Origin of the sequence: Pseudomonas kilonensis, assembly GCF_001269885.1 — a bacterium.
Lineage (GTDB): Bacteria > Pseudomonadota > Gammaproteobacteria > Pseudomonadales > Pseudomonadaceae > Aquipseudomonas > Aquipseudomonas kilonensis.
Genome location: NZ_LHVH01000020.1, coordinates 14,940 through 36,421, shown reverse-complemented (window position 1 = coordinate 36,421; position 21,482 = coordinate 14,940). Strand labels below are relative to the sequence as shown.

Sequence of the window (21,482 nt, the reverse complement as noted above, 5' to 3'; positions counted from 1 at the left end):
AACTTGCTGGCCTCTTCGCGAGCAGGCTCGCTCCCACAGGGGACTTGCGGTGAACATTGATTTTGGGGCTACTGAAGATCCAGTGTGGGAGCGAGCCTGCTCGCGATTGCGGTGGTTCAGTCACATGGATGTTGAACTTGCTGGCCTCTTCGCGAGCAGGCTCGCTCCCACAGGAGAAACGCGGTCTCCACCAAGAACCAGGTCGGCTATAAGGCCGCCTCGCGATGGACGTTGATCTCGGGCGCCCCGTTAACCACGCTGGCTGAACGCAGGTATTGCGCAGTGGGCATCCCGGCATGGATGCCGGGATAGCCGCGCTGGGCCATGGATGGCCCTTCGCGGCGGGCCCACGGAGCAATGCCGGAGTGAGGGCACACCGAGCCTAAGCGAGGTGCCGAGTGGTGGGGCAGGAGCGTTTTGCTTACTTTTGCGCTTCTCAAAAGTGAGCCGCTGTAAGAGCGGAACCATAAGCCGCCATTACCAAAGAAATGGATATTCACCCAACCTAACCCACATCAATCAACCCCACCACCCGCGAAAATACCAACTCCATCTCGGGCTCAGCGCAATCCACCCCAAACCGCTTGCGCAACCCCAGCTGGTTCAGAATCACATGCACATCCGCCACCAAATCATGCTGCCGCAAACACGCCTGAACGCACTGCAACGGACAACCATCCAAGGCAATGATCCGCCGCCCCGACCGCGCCTTGTCAACCAGTGGCGCCACATGCCCACCCACCCCGACAATACAAGACATCTCCGCCAAACCCGCACGGTCCAGGCGCAGGGCAACGGTGTTGGCCAGTTGCGCCACGTTGGAACAACCGGAACACGAATACACCAGAGGCAATAAACTCGGGGCTTTCATCAGACCGTCGCCAACCCCTTGCCCGCCCGCTCCAGGTTGCGCCAGAGCCAAGGCGGCAGGACGTCTGGATCAAGACTGTCGATCAAGTTCTTCAACGCCAGCCCCAACTCGGTGTCCCCCTCGATCACCAACCGCCGACGAAAGAACAACGTATCCGGGTCTTCCTGCCGACTGGCCAACAACAGGAACTCGCGCCAGTTGCCGCTGATGGTGACCTGGGCCTCGGCCCGTTCGGCAATGCGCAATCCATCCCGCGCCAAGGTCAGGTACCAACACAACTTCAAGTCAGGCACGCGCAGGCACAACCATCGCCCACGCAGCACATCGAACCCGCCATCGCGCAACGGCTCGGCCAGGCAGCGATTGAGCGCCTGCTGCAACGCCAGTCGCTGCACCACGAACGGCACCTTGCCCACCAACGGCAGCAAGCGGTCGGCGCCTTTGAGCACCCATTTCTTCGGACTCAACACAGGCCCGCCTCCTCTACCTTCAACATGCCGGCATGGCCGTGCCAGTAGCCATTGCAACCGTCCACGAACAGCGGTGGTGCCTCGCCCTGGCGAACCTTGTCGAAGGCGGTGACCACCTCGGCCATGCCCTGGGCACGCGGACTCAGGCGCAGCACATCGGCGCCGCAGGCCATCAATGCGTTGTAGTCGGCCAGCAGGTTCGTCACCTCGCCGGACATCGTCTGGATGCCGTTGAGGGTGAACAACTGTTGGCCTTCCTGACTGCTCAGCGCCAGGCCGTCGGGGTAGTTGATGCAGCAGAACTGGCAGTCGTCCTTGGGGCGGTTTTCGGCTCGAGCGGTAAAGCAGCGCGCCGAGTATGCCAAGGGCAGATGACCGTAGGCGAAGATCTCCACCTCGGGCACCTCGTGGTCCATGTCCCGCACCTGCTCCAGCACATCGCCGATCAGCGCCGCCGAGCACTCCACCGGCGGCACCCAACGGATCATGCCGCTGTCGAGCAATTGCCCCAGGGCGTGGCCGTTGTACAGGTTCAGCGCCGGGCCGCCAACGAAAGGCAGCTTGCGTTCGGCCATGAACTGCACCGCGCCCATGTCATTGGCTTCCACCAACAACTGGCCGTTGTCACACAGGCGGCGCAGCGAGGACAGCTCCGAGGCCGCTTCGATCAGCGTCAGGCTCGACAACACAATTTGTGCCTGGCTACACGCTTGCAGCTCGCGCGCCAACCCCAGCCATTGATCCAGGGAGAACGCCCGGCGTTTCGAACACACGGTTTCCCCCAGGTAAATCACGTCCAGCGGCAATGCCGACATCTCGGCATAGAAATTCCCCAGTTGCGCTTTGTCCCAGTAAAACAGGACCGGTCCCAGGCTGAGTTTCATCTGGCCTCCCCTCATTGCCATGATCGATGGTAGGCACCCAGGGTGGTCTGGCTGCCTTCGGACAAGCCAGCCAGCGCCTGGCGCCATTCTTCCTGCACCCGGAACCGTTGCGGCGCGGCCTTATGGGCATCCAGTGCGGCGCGCCAGACCCGGGTCACTTGTTCAACGTAGGCTGGGCTGCGTTGGCGACCTTCGATCTTCACCGCTTCGACGCCAATGGCCGCCAGCTCCGGCAGCAGGTCGAGGGTGTCGAGGCTGGTGGGTTCTTCCAGCGCATGGAAGCGCTTGCCGCCGACCAGGAAGCGGCCTTTGCACAGGGTCGGATAACCGGCCGGTTCTTCGGGGGTGTAGCGGTCGATCAGCACCTCGCTCAGGCGTGCGCTGAGGCCTTGGGCATCCTCGCTCCAGCGCACCGCCTTGGCGGGCGAGCAGACGCCGCACAGGTTCGGCGATTCGCCGGTGATGTAGGAAGACAAGTGGCAACGGCCTTCAGCCATGATGCACAGGCTGCCGAAACCGAAGACTTCGATCGGCACCGGACTGCCCGCCGCCACCTGTCGCACCTGGGCCAGGGACAGTACCCGCGGCAGCACGGCGCGGCGGATGTCATAGCGCTGCGCGTAGAACGCCAGGGCCGCGGCGTGTGTGGCCGAGCCTTGTACGGAAAGGTGCAGCGCCAACCGAGGATGGCGCTGGCTGGCGTAGCTGAGCACGCCAGGGTCGGCGGCAATCAGGGCATCCACGCCGAAATCGGCGGCGCGGTCCACCGCCCGTTGCCAGCGCTCCCAGCCCTTGGGCTGCGGGTAAGTATTGACCGCCACGTACAGCTTGCGTTGATGCTGACGGATGTGTGCGACAGCCGCGTCGAACTGCTTGTCGTCCATGTTCAGCCCGGCAAAATGCCGGGCATTGGTGTCATCGCGAAAGCCGACATAGACGGCATCGGCGCCTTGGCGCACCGCCGCTTTGAGGGCAGGCAGATTCCCTGCCGGGCAAACCAGTTGCATGGGGCATCCTCATGAGAAAAACTCAAGCGCCGCCAGTCTAGCCAGCCCTCGGCCGGCGACCTTGACGACAATCAATTGCCGTCAATGCATCAGCTCGGCGAATGGCAGGTACAGCACCTTGTCGTGCTTGTGCAGTTGCGCCTCACACTCCACCACCGCCAGCCCATCGGCCCAGCAAGCGGCCGTCAGCATCGCCGAACTTTGCTGAGGGTGCAGTTCCACACACAGGTGGCCGCTGGCATCCGGAACCAACCTGGCCCGCAGGTACTGCCGGCGTCGGTTGCGCTTGAGCCAGTCGAACCCGGCTGGCACCTGCAACGGCACAGGTAACACGTCGCCCATGCCCTGGGCCCGGAACAGGAACGGACGCACGACGATCAGTGCGGTAATCAATGCCGCCGACGGGTTGCCTGGCAGCCCGATCCAAGGCTTGCCTTCCACATCCCCAAAGGCCAGGGGCTTGCCCGGCTGGATGGCGAGGCGCCAGAGGTCGATGCTGCCCAAGGCTTCGATGGCATGCTTGAGGTGGTCTTCTTCACCCACCGAGACACCGCCGGATGTAATCAGCACATCGCATTCGGCGGCGGCCAGGCGCAACGCTTGTCGACTGGCCAATAACTGGTCGGGCATGACCCCGAAGTCATGCACCTCGACACCCCAACCGCGCAACAGTGCGGCGAGGCTATGGCGATTGCTGTTGTAGATCTGTCCTGGCGCCAGTGGCTCGCCCGGCTCGCGCAGCTCATCGCCGCTGCTGAGCAAGCCCACTTGCAAGGGGCGATAAACGTCCACCTGGCCGACGCCGGCACCGGCGAGCAAACCCAACTCCTGGGCGCGCAAGCGCGTGCCGGCTTCAAGCAGCCGGTCTCCTCGACGCAGTTCCTCGCCTTCCTTGCGAACATGGTCGCCGCCATTGACCGATGGCAACCAGACCCGCTCGCCATCGACGCGACAGCTTTCCTGCGGCACCACCGTGTCGGCACCCGGTGGCAGCGGCGCGCCAGTAAAAATCCGCACGACGTACCCGGCCTGCAACGGCTCGCCCGGCTCGTCACCGGCGGCGATCCGCCCGCCCAACAGCAGGTAGCCGCCGTCACCCGGCAGGTCAGCGGCCCGCAGGGCATAGCCGTCCATTGCGCTGTTGTCCCAGGCCGGCAGGTTCATCGGGCACACAATGTCAGTGGCCAGCACACGCGCCAGGGCCTGGTCCAGGCCAACCCGTTGCACGGGCGGTGGCGGCGGTGCCTGGTCGAGCAGATGACGGATCGCCTCATCCACCGGCATCAGCACGCCGCTGTCGCACACCCGACCGCTCACGAGCGTGTCTCGCAAGCCGTTGGGGCGATGCCGTCCTGGGGCTTGAGGTGCGGGGTGAAATTGCACGGGCCGGTGCGGCTGTCCAATTGCCCGGCCAGGATCTGCTCCCACCCGGTCCGGCACGCCCCCGGCGAACCCGGCAAGCAGCACACCAGCACCCCATTGCTCATGCCCGCCAAGGCGCGCGATTGCAGGGTGGACATGCCGATCTCCGCCAGCGACACCTGGCGGAACAGCTCGCCGAAACCGTCCACCTGCTTGTCCAGCAGTGGCGCCACCGCTTGGGGGGTGTTGTCGCGCGGGGTGAACCCGGTGCCACCGGTCATCAACACCACCTGCACCTTGGGGTCGGCGATCCATTGGGAGACCTGGGCGCGGATCTGGTAGATATCGTCTTTCACCAGCCCACGGTCGATGAGCACGTGTCCGGCCGTTTGCAACAGGTCCGCCAGGGTTTGGCCCGAGGTGTCGGTGTCGAAGGTGCGGGTATCGCTGATGGTAAGGACCGCGATGTTCAGCGGTTGAAAGAGGCGTTGCGTCAGATGGGCCATGATCAGCCGTCCTGTCAGAAAAGATGGCCCAGCCTGAACTGCAATCGTTGCCGGGCCTATTCCTCGTTGGAGGTACCTCCCTTGGCACCCCATGCAAGAACGATCCTGTCCCAGTAGGAGCTGACGAGTGAAGCGAGGCTGCGATCTTTCCCGGGCCACTTGAGTCTCAAGCGAAAGATCAAAAGATCGCAGCCTCGCTACGCTCGGCAGCTCCTACAAGGCATCCATTCAGGGTGCCAGGCGGCAACGCTGCCAGGCGTCATCCTGCAGGCGGTAGTCGAGGCGGTCGTGCAAACGGTCGGCGCGGCCCTGCCAGAACTCCATCCGTTCGGGCCGCAGGCAATAGCCTCCCCAATGGTCGGGGCGCCGCACGGGTTGATCGGCAAAGCGTTGTTCGGTCTGCGCCAGCAAGGTCTCGAGCGCGGCCCGATCTAACAGTGGTCGGCTTTGTGGCGACGCCCAGGCCCCCAGGCGACTGGCGACGGAACGGGATTCGAAATAGGCATCCGACAGCGCCGGATCGAGTTTGTCGACCGGCCCTTCGATGCGTACTTGCCGCTCCAGCCCCGGCCAGAAAAACGTCATGGCCGCCCAGGGGTTGGCCGCCAGGTCCTGGCCCTTTGCGCTGTCGTAGTTGCCGAAAAACGAAAAGCCCTGGGCGTCGAAGCCCTTGAGCAACAACACCCGGCAGTGAGGCCGGCCCTGCTCGTCCACCGTCGCCAGGGCCATGCTGTTGGCTTCCACGGGTGGGCTTTCGGTGTCGCGGGCCTGTTGCATCCAGAGCGCGAACAACGCCATGGGGTCGTCGGGGGCCTGGGCTTCATCCAGGCCATCGAGGGTGTACTGGCGGCGCATTTTGGCCAGGGAAAGGGGCATGACGGTAATCTCCACTGTGGGTTTGGGCCAGTGTGGATTCTGCGGCGGTGGCGGGCCTTGATCGTTGTCAATGCCGGTTCTTGTGTTGAAAGTGCCGGCCTCTTCGCGAGCAAGCCCGCTCCCACAGGGGATTGGGGGTGATCAGAAAACTGAAGACAATCACAGATCCAATGTGGGAGCGGGCTTGCTCGCGAAGGCGGCAACCCGGTCTGCCGCTACTTAAGCCCCAACCGCCGCGCCAGCTTATGCAGATTGCTCGGGTCAACCTCCAACAACCGCGCCGCCCCCGCCCAGTTCTGCCCGCAGCGTTCCAGGGCCTTGAGGATCGCCTGTCGCTGGCAGCCGTCGACAGCCTCGCTCAAGGGTTGCACGGGCGCATCCAACGCTTGCAGGGCTTGTTCCGGCAGCGCCTGCGCCGAAGCTGCGCTGGCGTTGACGTCAAGGTCCAGCACCTGCGGTTCCAGGGTCATGATCAGGCTGCGATTGGCGCCGCGGCTCAGTTGCTTGAGCGCCGCGCGACTGATCACGTGTTCCAGCTCCCGCACGTTGCCGGGCCAGGAGTACGCCAGCAGCGCCTGTTCAGCCGCCGGTGACAGGCGCAACCCACGCAAGCCCAGGCGTGTGCGGTTCAGTTCGAGAAAGTGCCCGGCCAGCATCAACACATCGTGGCCGCGCTCGCGCAGCGGTGGGATCGGCACCGGGTAGACCGAAAGCCGGTGGTACAGGTCGGCGCGAAACAGCCCGTCGCGAATGCTGTCGGGCAAGTGCCGGTTGGTGGCGGCGATGATCCGCACATCGACGTGCAGCGGCTTGTCCGCCCCCAGACGCTGGATCTCGCCGTTCTGCAGAGTGCGCAGCAACTTGGCCTGGACGCTCAACGGCAGTTCGCCGACCTCATCGAGAAACAGCGTGCCGCCATTGGCCGCATCGAAGCGCCCGGCGCGGTCGGTGGTCGCCCCGGAGAACGCGCCTTTGACGTGGCCGAACAACTCGCTTTCGGCCAGGGACTCGGGCAACGCCGCGCAGTTGACCTGGACCAACGGCTTGTGGCCGCGCCGAGACAGGCGATGCAGCCGCCGGGCGAACAGCTCCTTACCGACGCCGGTTTCCCCGAGCAACAGCACTGGCAATTCAGAGTCGGCCAGCACATCCAGCTCGTTAAGCAATTGCTGCAAACCCTCGCTGCGCCCGAGGATCTCGCCCTCTTCGGCGGGTAGCCGCAGGTCGGTCTGGTCGCTGCGCGATGCTCGCAGGCTACGGTTTTCCTGCTCAAGGCGAGTGACCCGCACCGCCGCCTCGATCTGCAAGGTACAGCGCTTGAGTTCCTCCCGGGCGCGGCTGTCGAAGGTGCCGGCATGCAACGCATCCAGGGTGATCGCCCCCCAGAGCCGGCCTTCCACGTACAGGCTCACGCCCATGCAGTCATGCACCGGCAGTGGCTCACCGACGTGGTTGTCGAGCAAGCCGTCATAAGGGTCCGGCAAACGGCTGTCCGGCTCGAACCAGGTGGGTTCGCGCGACGCCATGATCGCCGCCAGGCGCGGGTGCTGGGCAATCACGAAGCGCCGTCCCAGCGCCTCGTGGACCAGGCCCACGGTGGCCACAGGCCTGAGACTGTCATCGTCCAGACGCAGCAGCCCCACGGCGCCACTGTTAAAGTATTCGCGCAGGGTCTGCACCAGGCGCTGCAATCGCACCGCATTGGGCAGCTCGACGATCAGGTCGGCGGCCAGGCTTTCACGCAGCATGGTAGTGGTGACCCTCCAGGGTTCGTTTGACCCTTCACAATCAGGGTGACAATCACCCTGGCAAAAATTTAATGCTTTGTTTTCAATCAGTTGAATCTGGCACGTCGACTGCAAAGTTCGCTCATCTGTCCCTACCGGGATTCAACCCAAGGAAACATGATGAGCCTCGATCTGTTGGAACAAAGCCTCGGCCAACTGGCCTGCGACATTCCCGGTGCTACCCGTACCTTCCATCATTACAACCTCGACTTCTGTTGCGGCGGGCGAAAATCCTTGCGCGAAGCCGCGCTGGGCAAAGGCCTGAACCCGCTGCTGATCGCCGACGCCCTGCGGACCCTGCAAGCCGCCGGGGAGCTGGGCCATGACTGGCGCGACGAGCCCCAGGCGACCTTGATTGCCCACATCCTGGAGCGCTACCACGCGCGCCATCGCGAACAACTGCCGGAACTGATCCGCCTGGCCCGGCGCGTCGAGCAGGTCCACGGTGCGCGACCCAGTTGCCCGAACGGCCTGGCCGATCACCTGCAGGACATGTACCAGGAACTCGAAGGCCACATGCTCAAGGAAGAACAGGTGCTGTTCCCGATGCTGCAACAAGGCTTGGGTGAACGGGCCTCGGCGCCGATCCAGGTGCTGCGCTACGAACACGACCAGCACGGTGAAGCCCTGGAAACCATGCTCACCCTGACCGACCAGATCACCCCACCCGCCGACGCCTGCAACACCTGGCGCGCCCTGTATCGCGGGCTGGTGGAGTTTCGTGATGACCTGATGCAGCACATCCACCTGGAAAACAATGTGTTGTTCGTCAATGCGATGAAGCCTGTTCGCTGACCCTCAAACATTGCCCATTACTTCTGTGTTACTCCTGTGGGAGCAAAGCTTGCTCGCGATGGCGTAGTGTCAGTCAATATCAATGTTGACTGATTCACAGCCATCGCGAGCAAGCTTTGCTCCCACAGGCATTTGCAACTCTCATTTGCAGCTCTCATTTGCTGCCCTCATCTGCTGCCCTCATCCGCAGCTCAAAACTGCCAATAGAACATCGCCTTCGCCAACACCACGATCAGCACCATGTGCCCGAGGATACTGCGCCGCAACCAGCAGGCGCGGCTGGGCGTCAGGCGACCGCTCTTGAGCCAATACGCCAGCCACAAATAGTGACCGATGATGCTCAGCGCCAGCAGGATCTTCAGGCTCAGCAGCAGGCCGAAGCTGTTGCTCAACGGCTGGCTCAATGCGCCGCGATGCTGCCAGGCCAGGGCCATACCGGCGCCGTACAGCACCAGCACGACGCCGTGCAGCACATGCCGCGAGCGCTGGGCGATGGCCTGGTCGGCAGCGTCCTTGACGCCTTGGGTCAAGGGTCGGCGGGCGCTATGCCAGATGAAGACCTCGAAAAACAGCGTGCCAATGAAAGCGATGGCCGCCAACAGGTGGGTAACCAGCAAGACCCCGTACATTATCGATTCCCTCTGCCCAACCGGCTCATCCGGGATGCCCATCCACCCGGGCCTTGAGCAGCATCGGCCCATAGCGCCAGGCGTATAGACCGAACGCCAGTGTCCAGCACAGCGCCGCCAGCCACAGCCCGGCCAACGGCAACAGCAGCACCAACAGCACGCGGCTCAGGCACGCCAGGTTCAACAGGATAAAGGCCAGGGTCATGCCCGCTGGTGGCTCAAGGGGGCGCCCGGTATGGCCCAGGCTGACACGGGCAATCATCGCCAGGATCAACCCGGCCATGGCGCCGATGGTCAGGCCATGCACCGCCAGGCTCGGGTTCACCGGCACGCCGAAGTGCCACAGCGCCATGCCCAGGCAGGCCACCGCCAGCCAGGCGTAGGCCAGGTGCAACGACCACAGCAGTGGCACCCGCCACAAATCCCGATCATGCCAACGCACCAGTCGAATCCCGTGGCCCATCGCCAACGCGGCGAACAACAGGCCGGCCCAGACGCTCGCCACCAGCGCCGGACCGAAGGCATACAACAACGCCACCAACGCCGACCCTGCCAGCAACAGGCGATCAAGCCACGGCCAAGGGGCAACGCCCTCGACCCGTCCGAGGCCGCGCTGGGTAAAGAATGGAATCACGCGCCCGCCGATCAACCCCATCATCGCCGCCACCAGCCACAGACCGGTGAGCACGCTCTGGCGCTGCAAGCCCTCGTTGTGCTGCACCAGGCCGTATACGGATAACCCATCGGCGGCGGCCAACAGCAGCAATACCAGCACAATCGGGTAATTGCGCTTCTGCCGCACACGCCACAACATCACACCCATCAACGCCGCGACCGCCAGGGCAAAACCCAGCTCCAGCAGCGTCAGCAATGGCCAGGGCGCATCGACCAGCCAGGCCAGCCGCGCGCCCAGCCACAACAATGCCAGGGTTGCCAGGCGCTTGCCGCTGAGCCCCGGGGTTCCGGTCCAGGTTTGCACTGCCGTCAGCAGGAACCCGGCGATGATCGCCAGGCCGAAACCGAACAACAGTTCATGCCGGTGCCAGGCCAACCAGCCGCCGGCCGGCTGCCAGGCTGACAAGCGCCCGGTAAACGCCGCGAGCCAAAAGGGAATGGCCAGCAGCGCCAACACACAACCGGCCAGAAAGAATGGCCGAAACGCCAGGCGCCACAGCGGCGCGATGGCCATGGCCTTGCGACGGTCAAGCACTTGCATACATCACTCCTTTTGCCTCGCTGAACCGCCAGCGAGGTACAACAAACCAGGGTTCGAATGATCGGCTATCGACGCCGGCGGGCCTTGTCTCAGATCAAGCCAGCGCATCGCCTCGAACAGGTACTTGCAAGGGGCTTGCCGTTGTGGGAGCAAAGCTTGCTCGCGATGAAGACGCCGCGGTCTACAGCTGGCCCGCGTTATCGTTCATCGCGAGCAAGCTTTGCTCCCACAACGGCTCGCGCCCATAGAGACTGTAGCTGAATGGGGTATTAGTTACCCTTTAATGGTTGTTTTAACCCTGTCAGACCAGGGTCATTTTTACCCACCTCATCTTCAACACCCCAGGAATCAACGCCCGCAGGCATGGCCCGTCTCTTGCTCAGGCACGGCATCACCTTTCTTGTCGGGGTCCTCCATGAAATCCGTCGTTCTGCCGCTTACCTGGTTCGTCTTGCTTTCCTGCGTCGTGGCGCTTGCCAGCGGCCTGTCCCTGAGCCTGGTCTGACCCCGATCACCTCTTTCGCCCTTACAAGGATTCCATGCCATGGTGCTCCACCGCGTCCATCACCAGATTCTGCGCAGCCATCACCTGTTCGAGCCTTTGAACGAAGAAGAGCTCAACGAATTGATGAGCAACAGCCAACTGCTGAACATCGACAGGGGCGATCCGCTGTTCCGCCAGGGAGAACCGGCGCAGGCGTTTTACTTCGTGATTTCCGGCGCCGTGAAAATCTATCGGCTGACCCCGGACGGCCAGGAAAAAGTCTTCGAGGTGATCGGCGAGCGCCAGACCTTCGCCGAAGCCATGATGCTGATGGACACACCCAACTACGTCGCGTCCGCCGAAGCCGTCGGCCCGACCCAGGTCTACCGGCTGTCCAACGCCACCTACATGCGTCTGCTGCAAAGCAACAGCCGGCTGACCTTCGCCCTGCTCGGCAAGCTCTGCGTGCGCCTGCACCAACGGGTCAACGAGATTGAAACCCTGTCGCTGAAGAACGCCACGCACCGCGTGGTGCGCTACCTGTTGACGCAACTGGTGCGCCTGCAAACCGTGGACAGCCAGTTCGAACTGCCGATGGCCAAGCAGTTGATCGCCGGGCACTTGTCGATCCAGCCGGAAACCTTCTCGCGGATCATCCGCCGCCTGATCGATGAAAAAATCATCACCCAGGACGGTCGCCAGATCGCCATTCTCGATCGCCTGCGCCTGGAACAGTTCGAATGACTACACAGCCCACCTGCCTGTATTGCCAGCAAGCCAACCCGATACATGAAACCGAATGTCGCCAGTGCGGCATGCCCCTGCCAGTAGAGGCCGCAAAGGCCGGCGAGCGCCGGTTGCGGCGCTTCACCTGGTTCTGTGCCGGCTTGACGATCTTCTGCATCGTCATGTTCTTCTGGCTGCCTCGCAGCATCGTCTGACCCCCTCAATCCTGAGTCAACTGCCGGTACAACTGCGGTAAACGCAGCGGCAGTTGCTCGGGCTGGCGAATCAAGGTGTAGCCATTGGCTCCGAACATGTACGGCAGGTAATCCCCCGCTTCGCGATCAATGGTGATGCAGAACGGCGTCAGCCCTTGGCGCCGGGCTTCCAGCACTGCCTGACGGGTGTCTTCCACACCGTAGCGTCCTTCGTAGAGGTCCAGGTCATTGGGCTTGCCGTCACTGAGCAGCAACAACAATTTGCGCCGCCGCTTGCAACCCGCCAACCGTTGCGTGGCCTGGCGAATCGCCGCGCCCATGCGCGTGTAGTAACCGGGCTTGAGCCCCTGGATGCGTCCGCGGGTGTGGTCGTCATAACGCTGATTGAAGGCCTTGAGTTCATGCATGCGCACCTGCTGGCGGCGCAAGGAAGAGAACCCGTACAAGGCAAAATCGTCTCCCAGTAGCGACAGGGTTTCGCCGAACAGCAACAGGCTGTCGCGGATCACGTCGATCACCCGGTGCTCATCATTGAGGTGGGCATCGGTGGACATCGACAGGTCGGCCAGCAGCAAGCAGGCCAGGTCGCGGCGAGTCTGGCGCTGGTCCATGAACAGTCCGCGTTCGCTGCACTGCCCGTGCTGGCGCTCGACATGAAAGTCCAGCCAGGCTTGCAGGTCCAGTTCCGAGCCTTGGGTTTGCTGGCGCAACCATTGGCGATCGTTGCGCAGGTGTTCGAACTGGCGACGCAAGCGCTGGGCCGAGCTTCGCAGGCGTGCGGGCAACGGCTGCGGCTGGCAATCGCGAGGGGTGAAGGTTTGCAGGCTGACGAAGTCGTCCTGCAGGCGTTGTTTGCGGTAATCCCATTCCGGCAACAGGATGCCTGCTCCCAACGGGATGTCATCCACATCGGCCGGCGGCAGGTCCAGGTGCAGTTTCAAACCACCGCCCTTGCGCAAGCGGGTGCGCGACAGGGTCAATTGGTCCAGGTCTTCGGCGACGCGGGCAGCGTCCGGGTCTTCGCTGTCATCCGCCCAGCGATCCAGGTCCACGTGTTCGGTCCAGCTGAACAGGTTTTCCAGGCGCACGATCAGCAGCCCACCGTCACGGGTGGTGTCGTCGATTCGCTCGGCGCGCTTGCGCCCGCCCTGCTGTTCACCGGGCGGCGTCGCCAGGTATTGCTCGGACTCCTCAAGGTTGGCGGCCTGGGGATTGGCCAGGTGTTGGGGTGGGTATAGCCACAGCGGCAACGGCCAGGCCGCCCGCTCGCTGCGGGGAAAATGTTCGACACTGCCCGGTTCGCGCAAGGCTTGGCACAACGCCCGCTCCAGGGCGGCTTCGGCCGGGTTGAGCGTGGCCGGATCGGGGCGCAGGGACAGGTGCGCCTCCACCAGTCGCCGGTAGCGCGGGCGTAGCGCCGGGTAGCGCTTCAACACCGCCAGGGTCCAGCGCTGATTGTCCCGCCCCCAGTGCTTCATAGGCCCCGACTGCGCGGCCAGCAAGGCGAGCCAGCGATACAGCTCTTCGTTGAGCCCGACATCAGGGAACGTCGCCAGGCTCGCCGGCAGCCGCAGATTGTCGCCATCGCAACAGGCCAGGGGCACTTGCTTGCAGGTGCCGGCGATCTGCTGCAACAGGTTGCGCCGCAGCAACAGGTCGCGGTCGCTGACCGCTTCCACCCCCAGGTGAGGCGCACCGCCGGTGGCGCGAAACAGCACCTGCAACGCGCGTTGCCGGGGAACCAGCTCGACCCGGGCCTCAGGAAAGTCAGCACTGGCCCGGCGGGTGATGAAACGGTGCCAGACACTGCCGACCCATTCTTCCAGCTCCAGGGTGAATGCCATGGTTATTTCCTCTTAAGCCGACCCCATTGTGGCGAGGGGATTCATGTGGGAGCAAAGCTTGCTCGCGAAACAGGCGCCTTGATCTCTGGAAGACCGCATCGCCCCCATCGCGGGCAAGCCTTGCTCCCACATGAATCCTCTCACCCCAAATGAGTCCGGCTCAGTAGTTGTGGTGATTTACGAAGGCACCACCGCCGCCGGTGCGCGCAGGGCCGCACGGCCACGTTGACGGAAGCTGAACAGGTAGCAGAGCAACCCGGCCAGGAACCCGACGCCGCTGACCAGCCGCGCCCAGAACAGCGGCTTCAAGTGATCCATCGTGGCCATGAATGGCAAGGCACTGCCATCCGTCATCCAGCGCTGCAACCAGACCTGGACGACACCGGCCGCGGTGAGGAACAAGGTGATCATCACCATCGACAAGGTCATCAACCAGAAGCCCCAGATCTCCAGGCGCTGCGAACGCTCGTCCGCCGCTTCACCCAAGCCCCGCAAGCGTGGCATGGCGTAGCTGATCAGCGTCATCACGATCATTGCGTAGGCACCGTAGAAGGCCAGGTGACCATGGGCCGCGGTCAGTTGCGAACCGTGGGTGTAGTAGTTGACCGGTGCCAGGGTGTGCAGGAAACCCCAGACGCCCGCGCCGAAGAACGCGGTGACCGTGGTGCCCTTGGCCCACAAGGTAGCGGCGCGGTTCGGGTGGTGCCGACGACGGTTCTTCACCATGCTGAAGGCGAAGACCACCATCGCCAGGAACGGCAGCGGTTCCAGAGCCGAGAAGATCGAGCCTACCCACAACCAGACCTCAGGCGCGCCAATCCAGAAGAAGTGGTGGCCAGTGCCGATGATCCCGGTGATCAACGCCATGGCGATAATCACGTAGAGCCATTTTTCCACCACTTCGCGGTCCACGCCGGTGATCTTGATCAGGACGAAAGCGAGCATCGAACCCATGATCAGTTCCCAGACGCCTTCCACCCAAAGATGCACCACCCACCACCAGTAGTACTTGTCGCGAGCGAGGTTTTCCGGGTTGTAGAAGGAGAACAGGAAGAACACTGCCAGGCCGATCAGGCCGGTCATCATCACCATGCTGACCGTGGTCTTGCGACCTTTGAGCAGGGTCATGCCGATGTTATAGAGGAACCCCAGGCATACCACCACGATACCCATCTTGGTGATGGTCGGCTGCTCCAGGAACTCGCGGCCCATGGTCGGTAGCAAGTCGTTGCCGGTGAACTTCGCCAGCGTCGCATAAGGCACCGAGAGGTAGCCCAGGATCGTCGCCACACCCGCGGCGGCGAACACCCAGAACAGCAACAGCGCCAGTTTCGGGCTGTGCAGTTCGCGATCCGCCTCCTCCGGTATCAGGTAATACGCCGCGCCCATGAAACCGAACAGCAGCCAGACGATCAGCAGGTTGGTGTGGACCATGCGGGCCACGTTGAAGGGGATCAGCGGGAACAGGAAGTCGCCGACCACGTATTGCAGGCCCATGATCAAACCGAACAACACCTGCCCCAGGAACAGCATCAGGGCGAACACGAAGTAGGGTTTGGCGACGGCCTGCGAGGCGAATTTCAGATGCGGATTAGCCATGCTCATCTCTCAGCCCTCCTTGTTTGGCGGCCAGCCATTGGTATTGATTTTCGAGCTCCATTTGAGGAATTCGGCGATGTCGTCGACTTCCTGCTCGCTCAGGTTGAACTGCGGCATGGCCCGACGACCCGGAACGTTCAGCGGCTGCATTTTCATCCAGGCCTGCAGGAACGGCTTGAAGGCTTCCTCGCCGCCGCGACGGTTGACCACGTTGCCCAGCTCCGGCGCAAAATACGCGCCCTCGCCCAGCAGGGTATGGCAGCCGATGCAGTTGTTGCGCTCCCAGACGCCCTTGCCGCGTATCACCGATTCCGTCAATTGCGCCTGGTTGCTGCGTTCTGGAAAGGTCTGTTCCGTGTGGTAGGTCAGGGCCAGGAATATCAGGAAAAAGAAGATGCTTCCCCCGAAATAAATATTCCTGGCCATGCCTTTGGTGAAGGTATCTGACATGGTCACTTCCTCATTGCTTGGCGTGTTCATTCTAGGAAGCAAGGGGTCGGAAACCGCTTGATGGCGATCAAGAATCTCCGATGGTTTTGGTGGGTTGTTCCGGGCAGATGAGCTTCGATCGTTCCCACGCTCCCGCGTGGGAACGCCGCCAGGGACGCTCCGCGTTCCGCTTCAGGAAGGTGACGCAGAGCGTCACGGGATGCATTCCCACGCAGAGCGTGGGAACGATCAGATCGCGAACGAGATCGCAATCGCGAGCAGCGCCGCCCAGCTCAACACCAACCACCGCCACAATCGCGGCGCGTGGCGCAGTTCCATGAAGCCGTCGGCGATCAGCCAGGCCTTGGTCACCGCGACCACCAGGATGGCGATGGACACCAGCCCGGTAGCCGCGATCTGGCCCAGGGCAACGGTGCCGGTGCTCAGCACCGCCAGCGTCATCCAGCATGCAATCAAGACACGGGAAGCCGACATGAGCACCTCCGCTCAATCAAGGATGTAGACGACCGGGAACAGCAACACCCAGACCAGATCGACCATGTGCCAATACAGCACGCCGGATTCCAGCCCACTGTTACGCTGCGCCCCATAACGACGTCGCCGACACCCTTCGGCCAGCCAGGCGAGGATCACCATGCCCAGCAACACATGGAGAAAATGAAACGCGGTGAGGATCCAGTACAAGGTGAAGAACGTGTTGTGCTCCATCCCCAGGCCGTTCGCCAACAGATGGGCGTATTCCGTGAGCTTGATCCCCACATAGCCGCAGGCGAGCAACAAGGCCACCCACAACAACAGTGCGGCTCGACGCGGTCGGTCCTGCCTGACTTGCTCCTGGGCCAGGGCGGCGAACAGGCCAGCGGTCAGCAGGCTGAGGGTCATCGCCAGGCCCGTGGAGCGGTCCAGCAATTGCCGGCCTTCGCTGAAAGTCTGCGGATGCAACGCCTGGGCAACGGTGAACGCCAGGATCAACAGCGCGAACACCGACAGCTCGGCGAGGATGAAAAACCACATCGCCAGGTCCCCGGGCAAGCGTCGGGGCACGGCAACGGTTTCAGCCAAAGTGGACATCGACCACATCCATCAACGCGGCAACGGTTTGCGGGTCGTCGCTCAACGGCTCGGCCAGGCATGCCAGGCAGGCTTGGCGCGGGTCCATGCCGGAGCCAATCATGCGCGCGGCGAAAATCAGCAGGCGCGTCGAGGCGACCTCCTCCAGGTCGTGCTGGTCGAGCCGGCGCAGCGCCTGCCCCAATCGCACCACCTGGGCCGCCAGGGCCAGATCCACCCCCGCCTCGCGGGCGACGATGCGCTCTTCATCGGCCACCGCCGGATAGCCAAAGCGCATCGCCACGAAACGCTGGCGCGTGCTGGGCTTCATGCCCTTGAGCAGGTTCTGGTAACCGGGGTTGTACGACACCACCAGCATGAAGGACGGCGGCGCCTGCAGTACTTCGCCAGTGCGTTCCAGGTACAACTGCCGACGATCATCGGCCAGCGGGTGCAACACCACGGCCGTGTCCTGGCGCGCTTCGACCACCTCATCCAGATAACAGATGCCGCCCTCGCGCACCGCCCGGGTCAAGGGCCCGTCCTGCCACCAGGTGCCCTGGGCGCCGATCAGGTGACGGCCCACCAGGTCGGCCGCGCTCAAGTCATCGTGGCAGGCCACGGTGTACAGCGGCAGTTTCAGGCGGTGAGCCATGTGCTGGACGAAGCGGGTCTTGCCGCAGCCGGTCGGGCCTTTGATCAGCACCGGCATGCCGTGATGCCAGGCCTGTTCGAACAGCGCCTGCTCGTTGTCCTGGGGTTGATAAAAGGGTTCGTCGGGGTGCTGCAAAGTGTGGATAGCGTTCATGGCAAGGCCTGATCAGACAACACGATTGCAGGCCACGCTACGGTGCCCTGCGACAACCTGGCAAGGGCTGCGGCCGGCAAACTTGATCGCCGTCAAGCGGCTAACCACCGCCTCGGGCATAGCCTTGCAACGCACCAAGAACCTGCGCGCCGAACGTCAATTACAGCGCAGCGCGGGTCACGCCTGAGGAGAAATGGAATGCTGATCAGCCACAAAAAATCGTGGGCCCTGCGGGTCACGGCGCTGTGTACAGCGCTGGCCGCCCCCCACGCCTTCGCCGACCAAAACGCTGCGCCGGAACAACCCCGCGTGGTCAAGACCGAAGGCGCGCCCGACCTGAGCCAGGCCGACTTCGACTCGGCCAAGGAAATCTACTTCCAGCGCTGCGCCGGCTGCCACGGTGTGCTTCGCAAAGGCGCCACCGGCAAGCCGCTGACACCCGACATCACCCAATCGCGCGGCCAGGCCTACCTGGAGGCGCTGATCACCTACGGCTCGGCCGCCGGCATGCCGAACTGGGGCACCTCCAATGCACTGACCAAAGACCAGATCACGGTGATGGCCAAGTTCATCCAGCACACCCCACCGACCCCACCGGAATGGGGCATGGCCGAAACCCGCAAGACCTGGAAAGTGCTGGTCAAACCCGAAGACCGGCCGACCAGGCAACTCAGCACCCTCAACCTGCAAAACCTGTTCTCGGTGACCCTGCGCGACGACGGCAAGATTGCCCTGATCGACGGCGACAGCAAGAAGATCGTCAAGCTGATCGACACCGGTTATGCGGTGCACATCTCGCGCATCTCGGCCTCGGGTCGCTACCTGCTGGTAATCGGCCGGGACGCCAAGATCGACATGATCGACCTGTGGCCGAAAGAGCCGACCAAGGTCGCGGAAATCAAGGTAGGCATCGAGGCCCGCTCGGTGGAAACCTCCAAGTTCAAGGGCTACGAGGACAAATACACCATCGCCGGTTCCTACTGGCCGCCGCAGTTCACCATCATGGACGGCGAGACCCTGGAGCCCAAGCAGATCGTCTCGACCCGCGGCATGACCGTCGACACCCAGCAATACCATCCCGAGCCTCGGGTCGCGGCCATCATCGCGTCCCACGAATGGCCGGAGTTCATCGTCAACGTCAAGGAAACCGGCAAGGTGATGCTGGTCAACTACCAGGACATCAAGAACCTCACCATCACCAGCATCGACGCCGCGCCGTTCCTGCATGACGGCGGTTGGGACAGCAGCCATCGGTACTTCATGACGGCCGCCAACAACTCCAACAAGGTCGCGGTGATCGACTCCAAGGAACGCAAGCTCACCGCCCTGGTGGACGTTGGCAAGACCCCGCACCCTGGACGCGGCGCCAACTTCAACCACCCCCTCTACGGACCGGTCTGGGCCACCAGCCACTTGGGCGATGCCGGGGTTTCGCTGATCGGCACCGACCCGGTCAAGCACCCCCAATACGCCTGGAAACAGGTCGGCTCGCTCCAGGGCCAAGGTGGCGGCTCGCTGTTCATCAAGACTCATCCCCAGTCTCGCCACCTGTATGTCGACACCACCCTCAGCCCGGACGCCAAGCTCAGCCAGTCGGTGGCGGTGTTCAACATCGACAAGCTCGACGCCGGCTACACCGTGCTGCCGATTGCCGAGTACGCCGGTATCAAGAAAGGCGCGCTGCGTGTGGTGCAACCGGAATACAACAAGGCCGGCGACGAGGTCTGGTTCTCGGTCTGGAGTGGCCAGGAAGACGAGTCGGCGCTGGTGGTGATCGACGACAAGACCCTCAAGGTCAAGAACGTGATCAAGGACAAACGCCTGATCACCCCAACCGGAAAATTCAACGTCTACAACACCCAACACGACATCTATTGAGCCCCATCAATAAGAGGAAAAACCATGAAGCCTATTCTGATTGCCTTGGCCTTGACTGCCGCCTACAGCCTGCCGGCGTTGGCCCAAGACGGCCCGACGCTGTTCAAGAGCAAGCCCTGCGCGGCCTGCCACGCCATCGATACCAAAGTGGTTGGCCCGGCACTCAAGGAAGTCGCAGCAAAAAACGCCGGCGTCGCCGGAGCACAGGATTTACTCGCCAAGCACATCAAGGAAGGTACGCAAGGCAACTGGGGACCGATGCCGATGCCGGCCAACCCCGTGACGGAAGAGGAAGCCAAGATCCTGGCGGCGTGGGTCTTGACCCTTAAATAACACATCCCTGTAGCGAGGAAATTCATGTGGCATGGGATTGATGTGGGAGCAAGGCTTGCCCGCGATGGGGGCGATGCGGTCTTTCAGAAATCAAGGCGGCTGTTTCGCGAGCAAGCTTTGCTCCCACATAAATCCCCTCACCACAGGGGCCGCACCCAACTTTATTTCTTGATCAGGAGGACGTCATGGAACGACACAGCTCTGCAACCTTGATAACCACCCTCCTCTTTGTTTTCTCTTCCTGCGTGCTGGCCGCTCCCGACAGCCAGCGCCAGGCCCAATTGCAACACCTGCTGGACCAGGACTGTGGCGCCTGCCACGGCCTGTACATGACCGGCGGCCTCGGCCCGCCCCTGACCCACGAAGCCCTGGCCGGAAAATCCCGCGACAGCCTCATCGCCACCGTCACCCTCGGACGGCCCGGCAGCGCCATGCCCGGTTGGGCACCGTTGCTTGCGCCCGACGACATTCGCTGGCTGGTGGACCGGCTCCTTCAAGGAAAACCCGCCTCATGATCCGTTCTTTCCTCTCCTCCACCGCCATCGCCCTGCTGCTCTGCGGTTGCGCCCAGACACCGTTGCGCGGCACCGGCGATTTGGGCGTGGTGGTGGAGCGCGCCACCGGCAGCCTGCAAATCATTGAAAGCGACACCCGCACCGCCCTGGGCCGCGTCGAAGGCCTGGGCGACTTGTCCCACGCCTCGGTGGTGTTCTCCCGCGACCAGCGCTACGCCTACGTGTTCGGTCGCGATGGGGGCCTGAGCAAAGTCGACCTGCTGCGCGCGCACATCGAACGCCGGATCATTCAGGGCGGCAACAGCATCGGCGGTGCAATCAGCCAGGATGGCAAGCTGATCGCCGTTTCCAACTACGAGCCCGGCGGCGTCAAGGTGTTCGACGCCCAGACCCTGGAACAGGTCGCCGACATCCCGGCCACGCCGTTGCCCGGCGGACAAAAGCGCTCACGGGTGGTCGGTTTGGTGGATGCGCCGGGACAACGCTTCGTGTTCAGCCTGTTCGACACTGGCGAGATCTGGACCGCCGACTTCAGCCAAGGCCTCAGCCCGCGCATCGAACGTTTCACCGCCATCGGCCAGCAACCCTACGATGCCCTGATCACCCCGGACGGGCGTTATTACATGGCCGGGCTGTTCGGTGAAGACGGCATGGCCCAACTCGATCTCTGGCACCCGGAGCGCGGGGTGAAACGGGTACTGGGCCATTACGGCCGCGGCCAGGCGCGGCTCCCGGTGTACAAGATGCCGCATCTGGAGGGCTGGGCCCTGGCCGACCAGCAAGCCTTCGTGCCTGCCGTCGGGCATCACCAGGTATTGGTGATGAACGCCCAGGATTGGCAACAGACCGACGCCATCGCCGTGGCCGGTCAACCAGTGTTCGTCACGGCGCGTCCGGACGGTCGGCAGCTGTGGGTCAACTTTGCCTACCCGGACAACGACCGCGTCCAGGTCATCGACACCCAGACCCACGCCATCGTCGCCGACCTGCGGCCAGGCCCGGCGGTGCTGCACATGGAGTTCACCGCGCGGGGTGACCAGTTGTGGCTGTCCGCCCGGGATGGTGGTCAGGTGCAGGTCTGGGATCCTTATCGCCTCGAACGCCTGGGCAGCCTGCCGGCCCTGAGCCCGAGCGGCATTTTCTTCAGCAGTCGCGCGCACAAGTCGGGGTTCTGACC

23 protein-coding genes are annotated in these 21,482 nt (G+C 63.2%); 7 read left to right on the top strand and 16 right to left on the bottom strand.

Annotation, left to right across the window (positions count from 1 at the left end; all coding sequences use genetic code 11):
• Positions 1-505: 505 nt before the first annotated feature.
• From AD662_RS13825 to norR, 8 genes are all read right to left on the bottom strand, one after another.
• Positions 506-871, bottom strand: a complete 366-nt coding sequence (locus AD662_RS13825) for a putative zinc-binding protein (protein WP_018613444.1) — start codon at positions 869-871, stop codon at positions 506-508.
• Entirely contained in the window at positions 871-1,341 is a 471-nt protein-coding gene (gene ubiT / locus AD662_RS13820; RefSeq protein ID WP_003202468.1) for a ubiquinone anaerobic biosynthesis accessory factor UbiT, read from the bottom strand. Before ubiT ends, AD662_RS13825 begins: the two co-directional genes overlap by 1 nt.
• Positions 1,335-2,225, bottom strand: coding sequence for a U32 family peptidase (locus AD662_RS13815; RefSeq protein ID WP_018613448.1), 891 nt, complete (start codon positions 2,223-2,225; stop codon positions 1,335-1,337). Before AD662_RS13815 ends, ubiT begins: the two co-directional genes overlap by 7 nt.
• An 11-nt stretch (positions 2,226-2,236) precedes the next feature.
• Positions 2,237-3,232: a ubiquinone anaerobic biosynthesis protein UbiU gene (gene ubiU, locus AD662_RS13810; RefSeq protein WP_024616166.1), complete on the bottom strand. Its 996-nt coding sequence runs from the start codon at positions 3,230-3,232 to the stop codon at positions 2,237-2,239.
• A gap of 81 nt (positions 3,233-3,313) precedes the next feature.
• Positions 3,314-4,549 carry a molybdopterin molybdotransferase MoeA gene (locus AD662_RS13805; RefSeq protein WP_053188064.1) on the bottom strand — a complete coding sequence of 412 codons (1,236 nt, stop codon included), beginning with the start codon at positions 4,547-4,549 and terminating at the stop codon, positions 3,314-3,316.
• A complete protein-coding gene (gene moaB, locus AD662_RS13800; RefSeq protein WP_018613453.1) occupies positions 4,546-5,100 on the bottom strand; it encodes a molybdenum cofactor biosynthesis protein B in 555 nt (184 codons plus the stop codon). Before moaB ends, AD662_RS13805 begins: the two co-directional genes overlap by 4 nt.
• A 228-nt stretch (positions 5,101-5,328) precedes the next feature.
• Positions 5,329-5,976, bottom strand: a complete 648-nt coding sequence (gene pdxH, locus AD662_RS13795; protein ID WP_053179498.1) for a pyridoxamine 5'-phosphate oxidase — start codon at positions 5,974-5,976, stop codon at positions 5,329-5,331.
• Between the two features lie 215 nt (positions 5,977-6,191).
• Positions 6,192-7,724 carry a nitric oxide reductase transcriptional regulator NorR gene (norR, locus tag AD662_RS13790; RefSeq protein ID WP_018613457.1) on the bottom strand — a complete coding sequence of 511 codons (1,533 nt, stop codon included), beginning with the start codon at positions 7,722-7,724 and terminating at the stop codon, positions 6,192-6,194.
• Positions 7,725-7,883: 159 nt separating this feature from the next.
• On the opposite strand from norR, the gene ytfE reads away from it, so the two are divergent.
• Complete coding sequence (ytfE, locus tag AD662_RS13785) at positions 7,884-8,558, top strand: iron-sulfur cluster repair protein YtfE (protein WP_053179496.1); 675 nt, start codon at positions 7,884-7,886, stop codon at positions 8,556-8,558.
• A 191-nt stretch (positions 8,559-8,749) separates the two neighbouring features.
• Here ytfE and AD662_RS13780 read toward each other — a convergent pair whose 3' ends face one another.
• Positions 8,750-9,187 (bottom strand): hypothetical protein, encoded by a 438-nt coding sequence (locus tag AD662_RS13780; RefSeq protein WP_053188061.1) that lies wholly within the window; start codon positions 9,185-9,187, stop codon positions 8,750-8,752.
• 25 nt (positions 9,188-9,212) lie between these two features.
• On the bottom strand, positions 9,213-10,403 hold the full coding sequence (locus AD662_RS13775) for an NnrS family protein (protein ID WP_053188058.1): 1,191 nt from the start codon (positions 10,401-10,403) through the stop codon (positions 9,213-9,215).
• Between the two features lie 544 nt (positions 10,404-10,947).
• Here AD662_RS13775 and AD662_RS13765 point away from each other — a divergent pair.
• Positions 10,948-11,631, top strand: a complete 684-nt coding sequence (locus AD662_RS13765) for a Crp/Fnr family transcriptional regulator (RefSeq protein ID WP_003202487.1) — start codon at positions 10,948-10,950, stop codon at positions 11,629-11,631.
• Complete coding sequence (locus tag AD662_RS13760; RefSeq protein WP_053188055.1) at positions 11,628-11,828, top strand: protein DnrP; 201 nt, start codon at positions 11,628-11,630, stop codon at positions 11,826-11,828. Before AD662_RS13765 ends, AD662_RS13760 begins: the two co-directional genes overlap by 4 nt.
• Positions 11,829-11,833: 5 nt before the next feature.
• Here the strand turns inward: AD662_RS13760 and AD662_RS13755 are convergent, their stop codons facing one another.
• The 6 genes from AD662_RS13755 to AD662_RS13730 all read right to left on the bottom strand — a co-directional run bounded on the left by AD662_RS13755 (position 11,834) and on the right by AD662_RS13730 (position 17,579).
• Entirely contained in the window at positions 11,834-13,672 is a 1,839-nt protein-coding gene (locus tag AD662_RS13755; protein ID WP_053188052.1) for a nitric oxide reductase activation protein NorD, read from the bottom strand.
• Positions 13,673-13,849: 177 nt separating this feature from the next.
• Entirely contained in the window at positions 13,850-15,277 is a 1,428-nt protein-coding gene (locus AD662_RS13750; RefSeq protein WP_024616176.1) for a cbb3-type cytochrome c oxidase subunit I, read from the bottom strand.
• 3 nt (positions 15,278-15,280) lie between these two features.
• Positions 15,281-15,721, bottom strand: coding sequence for a c-type cytochrome (locus tag AD662_RS13745; RefSeq protein WP_030137671.1), 441 nt, complete (start codon positions 15,719-15,721; stop codon positions 15,281-15,283).
• A gap of 228 nt (positions 15,722-15,949) precedes the next feature.
• Positions 15,950-16,195 (bottom strand): cytochrome C oxidase subunit IV family protein, encoded by a 246-nt coding sequence (locus AD662_RS13740; RefSeq protein WP_053188049.1) that lies wholly within the window; start codon positions 16,193-16,195, stop codon positions 15,950-15,952.
• Positions 16,196-16,207: 12 nt separating this feature from the next.
• Positions 16,208-16,792: a cytochrome c oxidase subunit 3 family protein gene (locus tag AD662_RS13735; protein WP_053188046.1), complete on the bottom strand. Its 585-nt coding sequence runs from the start codon at positions 16,790-16,792 to the stop codon at positions 16,208-16,210.
• Positions 16,776-17,579, bottom strand: a complete 804-nt coding sequence (locus tag AD662_RS13730; protein ID WP_018613485.1) for a CbbQ/NirQ/NorQ/GpvN family protein — start codon at positions 17,577-17,579, stop codon at positions 16,776-16,778. Before AD662_RS13730 ends, AD662_RS13735 begins: the two co-directional genes overlap by 17 nt.
• Before the next feature lie 198 nt (positions 17,580-17,777).
• On the opposite strand from AD662_RS13730, the gene AD662_RS13725 reads away from it, so the two are divergent.
• The 4 genes from AD662_RS13725 (at position 17,778) to AD662_RS13710 (ending at position 21,480) form a co-directional block, all read left to right on the top strand.
• The gene (locus tag AD662_RS13725; RefSeq protein ID WP_053188043.1) at positions 17,778-19,457 is read left to right on the top strand and encodes a cytochrome D1 domain-containing protein; all 1,680 of its coding nucleotides are present in this window, start codon (positions 17,778-17,780) and stop codon (positions 19,455-19,457) included.
• A gap of 24 nt (positions 19,458-19,481) precedes the next feature.
• Positions 19,482-19,790, top strand: coding sequence for a c-type cytochrome (locus AD662_RS13720; protein ID WP_024616179.1), 309 nt, complete (start codon positions 19,482-19,484; stop codon positions 19,788-19,790).
• A gap of 185 nt (positions 19,791-19,975) precedes the next feature.
• Positions 19,976-20,305, top strand: a complete 330-nt coding sequence (locus AD662_RS13715) for a c-type cytochrome (RefSeq protein ID WP_024616180.1) — start codon at positions 19,976-19,978, stop codon at positions 20,303-20,305.
• Positions 20,302-21,480, top strand: coding sequence for a cytochrome D1 domain-containing protein (locus AD662_RS13710; protein WP_053188040.1), 1,179 nt, complete (start codon positions 20,302-20,304; stop codon positions 21,478-21,480). Before AD662_RS13715 ends, AD662_RS13710 begins: the two co-directional genes overlap by 4 nt.
• The last annotated feature ends 2 nt before the right edge of the window (positions 21,481-21,482 follow it).

What these genes read in the sequence shown, in the direction of transcription:
- AD662_RS13725 (WP_053188043.1), top strand. Translation starts at nt 17,778, where the DNA reads ATGCTGATCAGCCACAAAAAATCGTGGGCCCTGCGGGTCACGGCGCTG.
- AD662_RS13715 (WP_024616180.1), top strand. Translation starts at nt 19,976, where the DNA reads ATGGAACGACACAGCTCTGCAACCTTGATAACCACCCTCCTCTTTGTT.
- AD662_RS13720 (WP_024616179.1), top strand. Translation starts at nt 19,482, where the DNA reads ATGAAGCCTATTCTGATTGCCTTGGCCTTGACTGCCGCCTACAGCCTG.
- AD662_RS13750 (WP_024616176.1), bottom strand. Translation starts at nt 15,277, where the DNA reads ATGAGCATGGCTAATCCGCATCTGAAATTCGCCTCGCAGGCCGTCGCC.
- AD662_RS13775 (WP_053188058.1), bottom strand. Translation starts at nt 10,403, where the DNA reads ATGCAAGTGCTTGACCGTCGCAAGGCCATGGCCATCGCGCCGCTGTGG.
- AD662_RS13780 (WP_053188061.1), bottom strand. Translation starts at nt 9,187, where the DNA reads ATGTACGGGGTCTTGCTGGTTACCCACCTGTTGGCGGCCATCGCTTTC.
- norR (WP_018613457.1), bottom strand. Translation starts at nt 7,724, where the DNA reads ATGCTGCGTGAAAGCCTGGCCGCCGACCTGATCGTCGAGCTGCCCAAT.
- AD662_RS13735 (WP_053188046.1), bottom strand. Translation starts at nt 16,792, where the DNA reads ATGTCCACTTTGGCTGAAACCGTTGCCGTGCCCCGACGCTTGCCCGGG.
- moaB (WP_018613453.1), bottom strand. Translation starts at nt 5,100, where the DNA reads ATGGCCCATCTGACGCAACGCCTCTTTCAACCGCTGAACATCGCGGTC.
- ubiU (WP_024616166.1), bottom strand. Translation starts at nt 3,232, where the DNA reads ATGCAACTGGTTTGCCCGGCAGGGAATCTGCCTGCCCTCAAAGCGGCG.
- AD662_RS13765 (WP_003202487.1), top strand. Translation starts at nt 10,948, where the DNA reads ATGGTGCTCCACCGCGTCCATCACCAGATTCTGCGCAGCCATCACCTG.
- AD662_RS13755 (WP_053188052.1), bottom strand. Translation starts at nt 13,672, where the DNA reads ATGGCATTCACCCTGGAGCTGGAAGAATGGGTCGGCAGTGTCTGGCAC.
- ytfE (WP_053179496.1), top strand. Translation starts at nt 7,884, where the DNA reads ATGAGCCTCGATCTGTTGGAACAAAGCCTCGGCCAACTGGCCTGCGAC.
- AD662_RS13815 (WP_018613448.1), bottom strand. Translation starts at nt 2,225, where the DNA reads ATGAAACTCAGCCTGGGACCGGTCCTGTTTTACTGGGACAAAGCGCAA.
- AD662_RS13745 (WP_030137671.1), bottom strand. Translation starts at nt 15,721, where the DNA reads ATGTCAGATACCTTCACCAAAGGCATGGCCAGGAATATTTATTTCGGG.
- pdxH (WP_053179498.1), bottom strand. Translation starts at nt 5,976, where the DNA reads ATGCCCCTTTCCCTGGCCAAAATGCGCCGCCAGTACACCCTCGATGGC.
- AD662_RS13825 (WP_018613444.1), bottom strand. Translation starts at nt 871, where the DNA reads ATGAAAGCCCCGAGTTTATTGCCTCTGGTGTATTCGTGTTCCGGTTGT.
- AD662_RS13730 (WP_018613485.1), bottom strand. Translation starts at nt 17,579, where the DNA reads ATGAACGCTATCCACACTTTGCAGCACCCCGACGAACCCTTTTATCAA.
- AD662_RS13760 (WP_053188055.1), top strand. Translation starts at nt 11,628, where the DNA reads ATGACTACACAGCCCACCTGCCTGTATTGCCAGCAAGCCAACCCGATA.
- AD662_RS13710 (WP_053188040.1), top strand. Translation starts at nt 20,302, where the DNA reads ATGATCCGTTCTTTCCTCTCCTCCACCGCCATCGCCCTGCTGCTCTGC.
- AD662_RS13740 (WP_053188049.1), bottom strand. Translation starts at nt 16,195, where the DNA reads ATGTCGGCTTCCCGTGTCTTGATTGCATGCTGGATGACGCTGGCGGTG.